The 9,406-nt window shown below is 62.3% G+C and carries 10 protein-coding genes and 1 pseudogene; 10 read left to right on the top strand and 1 reads right to left on the bottom strand.

Features of this window, described 5'->3' with window-relative positions; genetic code table 11:
- Window positions 1–359: transposase (locus E4Q23_RS20970; protein WP_211203879.1), on the bottom strand; the 359-nt coding region annotated here is incomplete at its 3' end.
- Between the two features lie 54 nt (window positions 360–413).
- Between E4Q23_RS20970 and fliG the strand changes: the two genes are divergently transcribed.
- The 10 genes and pseudogenes from fliG to E4Q23_RS20925 all read left to right on the top strand — a co-directional run bounded on the left by fliG (window position 414) and on the right by E4Q23_RS20925 (window position 9,185).
- Window positions 414–1,376 carry a flagellar motor switch protein FliG gene (gene fliG / locus E4Q23_RS20965; RefSeq protein WP_169068430.1) on the top strand — a complete coding sequence of 321 codons (963 nt, stop codon included), beginning with the start codon at window positions 414–416 and terminating at the stop codon, window positions 1,374–1,376.
- 13 nt (window positions 1,377–1,389) lie between these two features.
- On the top strand, window positions 1,390–2,118 hold the full coding sequence (locus tag E4Q23_RS20960) for a FliH/SctL family protein (protein ID WP_248595628.1): 729 nt from the start codon (window positions 1,390–1,392) through the stop codon (window positions 2,116–2,118).
- Window positions 2,081–2,185, top strand: a pseudogene (locus E4Q23_RS25010) (flagellar assembly protein FliH); the annotation flags it as partial. The gene E4Q23_RS20960 and the pseudogene E4Q23_RS25010, both read left to right, overlap by 38 nt.
- Window positions 2,182–3,600 carry a flagellar protein export ATPase FliI gene (fliI, locus tag E4Q23_RS20955; RefSeq protein ID WP_169068429.1) on the top strand — a complete coding sequence of 473 codons (1,419 nt, stop codon included), beginning with the start codon at window positions 2,182–2,184 and terminating at the stop codon, window positions 3,598–3,600. The pseudogene E4Q23_RS25010 and the gene fliI, both read left to right, overlap by 4 nt.
- 100 nt (window positions 3,601–3,700) lie before the next feature.
- A complete protein-coding gene (fliJ, locus tag E4Q23_RS20950) occupies window positions 3,701–4,150 on the top strand; it encodes a flagellar export protein FliJ (protein ID WP_169068428.1) in 450 nt (149 codons plus the stop codon).
- A 67-nt stretch (window positions 4,151–4,217) separates the two neighbouring features.
- Window positions 4,218–5,339, top strand: a complete 1,122-nt coding sequence (locus E4Q23_RS20945) for a flagellar hook-length control protein FliK (protein WP_169068427.1) — start codon at window positions 4,218–4,220, stop codon at window positions 5,337–5,339.
- Between the two features lie 75 nt (window positions 5,340–5,414).
- The gene (locus tag E4Q23_RS20940) at window positions 5,415–5,972 is read left to right on the top strand and encodes a flagellar basal body-associated FliL family protein (RefSeq protein WP_169068426.1); all 558 of its coding nucleotides are present in this window, start codon (window positions 5,415–5,417) and stop codon (window positions 5,970–5,972) included.
- Between the two features lie 6 nt (window positions 5,973–5,978).
- Window positions 5,979–6,983 carry a flagellar motor switch protein FliM gene (gene fliM, locus E4Q23_RS20935; protein ID WP_169068425.1) on the top strand — a complete coding sequence of 335 codons (1,005 nt, stop codon included), beginning with the start codon at window positions 5,979–5,981 and terminating at the stop codon, window positions 6,981–6,983.
- Window positions 6,976–7,431, top strand: a complete 456-nt coding sequence (fliN, locus tag E4Q23_RS20930; protein WP_169068424.1) for a flagellar motor switch protein FliN — start codon at window positions 6,976–6,978, stop codon at window positions 7,429–7,431. Before fliM ends, fliN begins: the two co-directional genes overlap by 8 nt.
- A 143-nt stretch (window positions 7,432–7,574) precedes the next feature.
- A complete protein-coding gene (locus tag E4Q23_RS20925; protein ID WP_169068423.1) occupies window positions 7,575–9,185 on the top strand; it encodes a Na+/H+ antiporter in 1,611 nt (536 codons plus the stop codon).
- The last annotated feature ends 221 nt before the right edge of the window (window positions 9,186–9,406 follow it).

The raw sequence follows: 9,406 nt of genomic DNA, 5'->3' as shown, positions 1-9,406 counted from the left end.
GGAATTTGCACCGAGATCTCACCTGCACGCCGAGACATGTGGGTGTGGTCCGGTACGGGAAGGTCCAGTTGGCTCAAGCGCATCAACGACTTCATCAGTCCTTCGGTGGCGCGGTACGGCAACTGGAACAGGGCCTTGATCGTCAAACAGGTCTGGATGGCCGTCTCCGAGTACAGCCCGGGCTTGCCCCGACCGACCGGGGGCGCCGGTGTCCAATTGTCTTTGATACTGGCGTCGTCGAACCAGATCGTCAGGTTGCCCCGGTTGACCAGCGAACGGTCGTACTCCGACCAGTTCGTCACTCGATACCGCTGCTTCGACGTCGCCTCGCCAGTGTCTGGCCTTACCCTCGCTGCCATCCGATCTCTCCTCTATCGCCGCTCAGCCCCGACTCTGGGGGACATGCCATTATAATGCGCCAACGCCTTGGCGAAGACTACGCGGCCGAGGTGCTCAAGCATCTCGGGCCAAAGGACGTGCAGAAGCTGGGGCACGCCATGGCCGCCCTGAAATCGGTTCCCCGCACACGTGTCGCCGAAGTGCTCGCCGAGTTCCAAAGCACCGCCGAAGAGTCCGCCGCCGTCAATTTCGATACCGATTCCTACGTCCGCTCGGTACTCACCAAGGCCCTCGGCGACGACAAGGCGTCCAACCTGATCTCCCGGATCCTGCAGCCAGGCGACACCAATGGCATCGAAGGCTTGAAGTGGATGGACGCGCCAACCGTCGCCGACCTGATCAAGAACGAGCATCCCCAGATTATCGCCACGATTCTCGTCCACCTCGCCCATGACCATTCCAGCGACATCCTGAACCAGCTTTCCGAGCGCCTGCGCAACGACGTGGTATTGCGTATAGCAACTCTCGAAGGCATTCAGCCCGAAGCCTTGAAAGAGTTGAACGACGTCATGCTGCGCCTGCTTTCGGGTTCCGCGAGTGTCAAGCAATCAGCCTTGGGCGGCGTACGGGCGGTTGCCGAGATCCTCAACTTCATGGGTGCCGCCAACGAAACCTCGGTAGTCGACTCGATCCGCGAATACGACCCTGACCTGGCGCAGAAGATCCTCGACGAGATGTTCGTCTTCGAAAACCTGATGGATCTCGACGACCGAGCGATCCAGCAGCTGCTACGCGAGATTCAGTCCGAATCACTGATCCTGGCCATGAAGGGAGCCACCGAATCGCTGCGCGAAAAGATCTTCAAGAACATGTCGCAACGCGCTGCGGAAATGCTTCGCGAAGACCTCGACTCGCGCGGACCGGTGCGGCTCTCCGAAGTCGAAAGCGAGCAGAAAGAGATCCTCAAGATCGTCCGCCGCCTCGCCGACGAGGGGCAGATCGTCCTTGGCGGGGCCGGCGGTGAGGAAATGGTCTGAGTAAGCACGCCCCATGAGCAACTGGATCCCCAAAGAGAAACTGACTGCCTACCAGCGCTGGGAGGTCGCTGCGTTCGACGAGCAGGCCAGCGAAGCCGATGCGCCACAACACAAGGTGCCACATCCCCCAGCGCCGCCACCTGAGGCGTCGCCTGCCAACGGCACGCTGCACCATGACCCCGCTGACGCGGACCTGCAGACGGAGGAAACCGTGGCCGCGGACAGCGTCGACACGCAAGAGCCGGCAGAACCGCCTCTGGTCCTGCCGACAGCCGCAGATATCGAGCGCATGCATCACGACGCGCACGCGGAAGGCTATGCCGCCGGCTACCAGGAAGGCATCGCTGCCGCGCAGGCATCGGCGGAGGCCATGGCGACCTTGATGGACAACCTGCAGCAGGCGATGAGCGGCATCGACCAGGGCGTCGCCGATCAATTGCTGACCCTGGCCATGGAGGTCGCCAATCAGGTCTTGAGGCAAAGCCTGAGCGTGCAGCCGGAGTTACTGTTGGCGGTCGTCAAAGAAGCCGTCAGCACGCTGCACCCGCATCACGGACAGCCGCTGCTGTTCGTTCACCCCGACGATGCGACGCTGGTGCGCAATCATCTGGGCGAGCAAATGCCGCACATCAACTGGCGAATCGTCGAGGACGGCACGCTGACGCGGGGGGGGATGTCGAGTCGAAGTCGGTGCCAGCGAAGTCGACGCAACACTGGAAACGCGCTGGCGGCGGGTCGTTGAAGGCATCGGCATCAGCGAGGAATGGCTCGCGGGCAAGGCGCCCGAAGGAAAGGCCAACGAACGATGAGCGAGCTTGTCGACAATCCGCAACTCGCTGCCTGGCGCCGCTTTCTGGAGGGCTGCGGACAGGCGGCCGGCCAGGTCAGTTCGCTGCTTCCCAGCGGCCACCTGACGCGCATCAATGGCCTGGTCATGGAGGCCTCGGGGCTGCGACTACCGCTCGGCAGTTCTTGCCGGATCGTGCCGCCGGGCGGCTCGCCAATCGAAGCAGAAGTCGTCGGCTTCAACGGCGAACGCCTCTTTCTGATGCCGTCGGAAGACGTCTATGGCCTGCCCCCGGGAGCCCGCGTCATGGCCCTCGAAGCGCCGAAGCAGCCACCCCGAATCGGTCAACCACCACCGGCGCGGCGACGCTCGATTGACCGCGCAAAGTTGGTCCCGGTGGGCGAATCACTCCTCGGCCGCGTCCTCGATGGTGCTGGCCGCCCACTCGACAAGCTTGGCCCGCTGGAGACCGGATCACTTCGGCCGCTGCAGAGCCGACCGGTCAACCCGATGTCGAGAGCAGCGATCGAGCAGCCGCTCGATGTCGGCGTCCGTGCCATCAACGCCCTGCTCTGCGTCGGCCGTGGCCAACGCATGGGTCTGTTCGCCGGCTCCGGTGTTGGCAAGAGCGTACTGCTGGGCATGATGGCCCGCTATACCGAAGCTGACGTCATCGTCGTCGGGCTGATCGGCGAACGCGGTCGCGAGGTCAAGGAGTTCATCGAGCAGATTCTTGGTGAGGAAGGCTTGCGCCGCTCGGTAGTCATCGCCGCACCGGCCGACGTCAGCCCGCTGATGCGCCTGCAGGGAGCTGCCTACGCGACCTGCATCGCCGAGTACTTCCGTGATCGAGGCCGGCATGTGCTGCTGATCATGGACTCACTGACGCGCTACGCCATGGCCCAACGCGAGATTGCACTGGCCATCGGCGAGCCGCCGGTCACCCGCGGCTACCCACCGTCAGTTTTCGCTCGCCTGCCACAACTGGTCGAGCGCGCCGGCAACGGCGCCGACGGCGGCGGATCGATCACCGGCTTCTACACCGTGCTCGCGGAAGGTGACGACCAGCAGGATCCGATCGCCGATTCGGCGCGCGCGATCCTGGACGGCCACATCGTCCTGTCAAGGACGCTGGCCGACGCCGGGCACTACCCGGCAATCGATATCGAGCAATCGATCTCGCGCGCGATGGTCAATCTGGTCAGCCCGGCGCACCTCGACAACATTCGCCGTTTCAAGGGACTCTTCTCGCGCTACCAGCGTTCCCGCGACCTGATCAGCGTCGGCGCCTACGCGGCAGGTTCGGATCTGCAACTCGACCAGGCCATCGCCATCTATCCGAAATTCGAAGTACTGCTGCAACAGAATCTCGCCCAGCGTGCCGACTTCGACACCAGCATCGCGCAACTTCAGGCGCTGTTTGCTGCCAACCCCTGATCCCAGGCCAGGCGGCCCTACTCGCCAGCCTTCCCGCCCCAAGGCGGCGATCAATTAGTCTGCCAAGCCCGCCGACTTCACCGACCTCATCGAGTTCAATGTGCCGAAACCCTTCTCCCTGCAAGCGGTCCTGGACCTCATGCAGAACCGTAGCGACGAAGCCACGCAACGTCTGGCACGCCTGATTGCCTCGGAACGTGATGCGCAGGGCAAGCTTCGCATGCTCGAAGAGTATCGCGATGACTACAGCGAGCGCTTTCGCAAGGCAGTGCAAGGCGGCCTGCGACAGCCGGAATGGCGCAACTATCAGGAATTCCTGAAGCGTCTCGACGAAGCCATCAAGCAGCAGTTGCAGGCTGTCCACCAGCAGCAATCGCACACCGCCAGCGGCCAGGCAGAATGGCGACAGCAGCGCAAGCGGCTGCAAGCCTTTGATGCCCTTTTCGAACGCCATCGCGCCAGCGAAGCAAAGCTGGAAGGGCGTCAGGAGCAAAAGGCACAGGACGAGTGGGCCGCTCGCCGGAAGCACGACAAAGAAGACGGCGAATAGACTCGCCAACGCGGTATGGAACGATAATTGCTTGGCTATCGGCAAGACTTGTCGAGGAGGATCGTCCATGAGCATTACAATCGTTGCAAGCTTCGCCCCGGCAGCCGTCCTGGGAGCGTCCGCAGCAGGTGGCGCCAGCGACCCGCTGGCCGTTGATGATGAGAGCACCGGGCTGGACTTTGCAAGCGTTCTGCTGGCGCAGCCAGTCAGCGCCGCGCCGCTCGCTTCCGAAAGCAGCGAAGCCGTCACCGACGACATGGCGACCCTTCCCGAGGCAGCACCTGATTTCGCAGGCGGCGGGTTTCTGGCCATGCTCGGGCTGAATCAGCTAAACCAGTTGCCCTCCCTGCAGGCCGTCAATCCTGCGAGCCGCGGCGATCGCGCCGAAATCGCGCCGCTGAGCACCTCCTTGCCGACGCCTGGCTCGCCGTTGAGCACCTCCTTGCCGACGCCTGGCTCGCCGCTGCTCGCCTCGGCTGCGACGGCATCGGCAAGCAGCGAGAGTGCACAAGGATCCTCCCCCGGCAGCGACGAGAGAGGGGCGTGGGCGGCATCGACAGCGCCTATGGCCTGGACCAGCGCAGGCAAAGCGGCAAAATTTGCCGTTGCCGACTTGCTCGCGCCGGCTTTTGGGCAAAACGACATGAAGCGCCCGGAGCAACAAGTATTGCCGGCCAGCAACCTGGCCACGCTCTCGCCAGTGAGCCAGGCGCCCAATGCCAGCGCAGGCATCGTGCCGGAAACTTCCCTGGGCCTGCAGACAGCACTCCGCGATCCCTCCTGGGCCACTGATTTCGGTCAAAAACTGCTGTGGTTCGCAGCCAGCGACAAGCAACTCGCGCAATTGACACTCAATCCGCCGCAATTGGGAAGCATCGAAATCACCCTCAAAATCGACAAGGACAGCGCCAACGCACACTTCGTTTCAGCGAACGCCGATGTTCGCGGGGCCATCGAAGCGGCATTGCCGCGCCTGCGCGAAATGTTCGCCAATGCGGGAATCGACCTCGGACAGGTCAGCGTCGGCAGCGAGTCCTTCCGCCAATCCGCCGATAGCCAACGACAAGCGTCGGGGTCACCCCGCCCGGTGTCCGATACGGCTATACTTGGCGGCGATTCGGTCAGCGCTCTGCTGGGCCAGAGCATCAGTACGCACCGCGGCAGCGCGCTGGTCGACATTTTCGCCTAGAGAAGCGACCGCCCGGGGTGAAGCAGGTCTTAACCGAACACCACCAGGCGAACCAACAAGGGAGAGAGTTGCTGAATGGCCAAGGATGCAAAAGCCGAAGCTGACGGCGCGGGTGCCGCGCCACCAGTGAAAAGCAAGAAGAAGCTGCTGACCATCATCATTGCCATCCTGGTACTGGTGCTCGGCCTCGGCGGGGTCGGCGCCTACTTCCTCTTGAAGCCGGCGGCGGAGTATGACGAGGAGTACGCCGATGCCCCGCGGGAAAGGCCCAAGCCGTCCAAGAGGAAGAAAGTAGACCACAACGCAGCGCCGGTCTATGTCGCCCTTGAAGCATTTACGGTCAATCTCGTACCCGAAAACGGCGACCAGTATCTGCAGTTGATTCTTTCGGTCGAGGTCGAGGATGCGCAGGTCGACGAACAACTCAAACAGTACATGCCGAAGCTGCGCAACGACCTGACCCTGCTGCTGTCGAGCAAGAAGGCCTCGGACTTGATCAGCAGCGAAGGCAAGACTCGGCTCGCCGCCGAAATCAAGGAGAAGATGAACGATGTCCTTGATCCGGCCGGCAAAGGGAAAAAGAACGACTGGCCAGTCAAGGAAGTGCTGTTCACTTCATTCATCATCCAGTGACCGGCAATGAGTGCGGATTTCCTCTCTCAAGATGAAGTCGACGCCCTGCTCCGTGGCGTCAGCGGCGAAGCCGACGAACCGGAGGAGGCAGACGACCTGGGTAGCGGTCCTCGCCCTTACAACCTCGGAACGCAGGAAAGAATCGTTCGCGGGCGCATGCCGACGCTCGAACTGGTCAATGAACGCTTTGCCCGTTACCTGCGCATCGGCCTCTTCAACTATATGCATCGCAGCGCCGAGATAGCGGTGGGCTCGATACGGGTGCAGAAATACAGCGAGTTCACCCGCAATCTGGTGGTCCCGACCAACCTCAACCTGGTTGCTGCCAAGTCCTTGCGCGGCACGGCATTGTTCGTTTTCGACCCAAGTCTCGTCTTTCTGGTGGTTGACAACATGTTCGGCGGCGATGGCCGCTTTCATACGCGCGTTGAAGGCCGTGATTTCACAGCCACTGAACAACGCATCATCCAGGGACTGTTGGCGGTCGTATTTACCGAGTATTCGCGCTCCTGGAAGCCGGTATACGACATGAAGTTTGAATACATTCGCTCGGAAATGAATTCGCAGTTCGCGAATATTGCCACCCCCTCGGAGGTCGTCATCTCGACCAGCTTTTCGCTGGAGTTCGGTGGCTCGAGTGCAGACATGCACATCTGCTTTCCCTACTCGATGCTTGAACCGATTCGCGATCTGCTTTACAGCACCATGCAGAGCGACCAGCTGTCAACCGACCGACGCTGGATCGTCATGTTGCGCAAGCAATTGAAGAATGCCGAGGTGGAGATCACTGCCAAGCTGGCCACGACAAGCGTCGCCCTGCGCCAGATTCTGGAGATGAAAGTCGGCGATATCATTCCCATCCACATTCCCGACAAGATCATCGCCCTGGTCGACGATGTGCCAGTGATGGAGTGCCGCTACGGGCAGCAGGATGGCCAATACGCGCTCAAGGTCGAACGTTTCATGGCCGCTGATCACGAGGAAGCCCCTGCCGGAGAAAGCAATGGATAAGGAAGAAACGAACGAATTCGACTTTCTAGCCACGGACGCAGGCACTGCTGACAACACGGGCAGTGACGACGACTGGGCTGCAGCAATGGCCGAACAAGCGCAGGCGGATGCCACACCGGCGGCTGGCGCGCAGGCGGCCAATATTTTTCCGAGTTTCGATGAGCCCGGGAACAAAGCCTCGCTGATGAACGAACTGGACATGATTCTGGACATCCCGGTCCAGATCGCGGTCGAACTCGGGCGTACCAAAATCACCATTAAGAACCTGCTGCAACTGGCGCACGGCTCGGTCGTCGAACTCGACGCCATGGCCGGCGAACCGATGAGCGTTTTCGTCAATGGCACGCTGATCGCACAGGGCGAGGTGGTGGTGGTCAATGACAAGTTCGGGATTCGGCTGACAGATATCGTGACGCCCTCCGAACGGGCTCGCCATATCGCCCGCTGACCGTCTCGACGCCACGGACGCACTTCACTGCCGGACAGGCAGCTCAGAACCAAGGCGATTGCCGGAAAAGAACCTACCACACTGCACCGGATTTGAGCCCCATTCAATGCTCGCATTCGTCATATAGGACGCTAGAATCGCGCATGTCCCTCATCGAACTCAGCCTGCTCCTTCTCCTGGCCATCGCCGTCGGTGGCGCGCTCGTCCATTGGACGCCGCTGCCCTTGCCGATTCTGCTGGTCGTCGTCGGCGTCGTCGCCTCGTTCCTGCCCGGCCTCGGCAGCGTCGAGGTCGACCCGGAGCTTTTCCTGCTCCTGTTCATCCCGCCGATTCTCTTTGCAGACGCCTGGGTTCTGCCGCGTCGCGACTTCGTTCATACGCTCAAGCCGGTGCTGCTGCTGGCGCTGGGCCTGGTCGTTCTGACCGTCGTCGCGGTCGGCTACGTGATGCATTGGCTGATCCCCGCAATGCCCCTGGCAGTGGCCTTCACGCTCGGGGCAATCGTGTCGCCCACCGACGCGGTAGCGACCGTGGCCACCACCCAGTTGCTGCCCTTGCCGGCGCGAATCGTGCATATCGTCAACGCCGAAAGCCTGCTCAACGACGCCTCGGGACTGGTGGCCTTCAAACTCGCCGTCGCCGCGGCAGCGACCGGGCTGTTCTCGTCGACGGCCGTTGCCGGCAACTTCGTACACCTGGCCGGTGGCGGCATCATCATCGGCATCGCCGTCGAGTGGATCGGACGCGAATTGCGGCAGCGCCTGATTCGTCTGCATGCTGGCGACCCGGTGTTGCAGACCTTGCTGACCGTGTTGATTCCCTACGGAGCCTACCTCGCCGCCGAGGCGCTACACGTGTCCGGAATCCTGGCTGTTGTGGCTGCCGGGCTGTGGGCCAGCGGCCAGGAAGTGAAAGGGCTGACCGCCGATGCACGCCAGCACGCCCGCGAGGTCTGGCGAATGCTTTCGTATGTCCTGAATGGCACGGTTTTCGTTCTCCTCGGCCTACAGTTACGCCGCATGCTGAGCGGCGTCGAGGAGTTCGCAGCCCTTGATCTGGTGCTCTATGCCCTGGTTCTGTGGCTGCTGCTGATGGTGCTGCGCATCGCCTGGGTATGGGTATCGGCTCACCTGCGCTTTCGTCTGCGCTGGGGGTGGACCGGCGGCGAGGAGGGTCCCGACCCGAAGCGCTTGCTGCTGATCAGCTGGGCTGCTGTCCGCGGCTCGATCACCCTGGCGACCGCACTATCGATTCCAACCGTGGTTGCCACCGGAACGCCTTTCCCCGAGCGCGACCTGGTGGTCTTTCTCGCCGCGGCAACCATTATCCTGACCCTGGCGTTCAACGGCGTACCCTTGCCCTGGCTGATCCGCAAGCTCGCCCTCGACAGCGAGGCAGACAACCCCAATGAGGAACGCAACGCACGCGCCGAAATCGCGCGCGCGGCGCTCGCCGCTGTCGGTGAGGTCGCCAGCGACCTTACCGACGCCGAGGATATTGCATTCGTCGAGCAGTTGCTCAGCCGCTACCGGGGCAAGCTCGAACTGCACGAAGGCGATCCCGGGCACGCCTCGCTGCGGGCAACGCATATCGGTCTGCGCCGGCGACTGCGCCTGGCGGCGATCGCTGCCGAACGGCAGCGCCTGCGTGAGTTGCGCGCGGCCAACGTGATCAACGACGAAACCCAGCGCGTCATCGAAGCGGAACTCGACGAGCGCGAACTGGTGTCCATGATCAGCGTCGACCGCGGTTAATGTGAAAGTCGCGAAAGCGACTCACGAACCTCCCTTCTCCTTGCGGGGAGAAGGGCCGGGGGGTAGAGGGAAACGGGTCATGACTTTCATGATTTGGGGTGTCATCCACGTGTCATGACCGTTAATGTGAAAGTCGCGAAAGCGACTCGACGAACCTCCCTTCTCCTTGCGGGAGAAGGGCCGGGGGTGAGACGGGGAATTCAGGGAGCATGCTCCCTGGC

This window comes from Candidatus Accumulibacter phosphatis, from assembly GCF_012939955.1.
In the GTDB taxonomy this organism is placed as follows: domain Bacteria; phylum Pseudomonadota; class Gammaproteobacteria; order Burkholderiales; family Rhodocyclaceae; genus Accumulibacter; species Accumulibacter delftensis.
The sequence above is the reverse complement of the archived record's forward strand: the minus strand, read 5'-3'. Positions and strand labels throughout refer to the sequence as shown.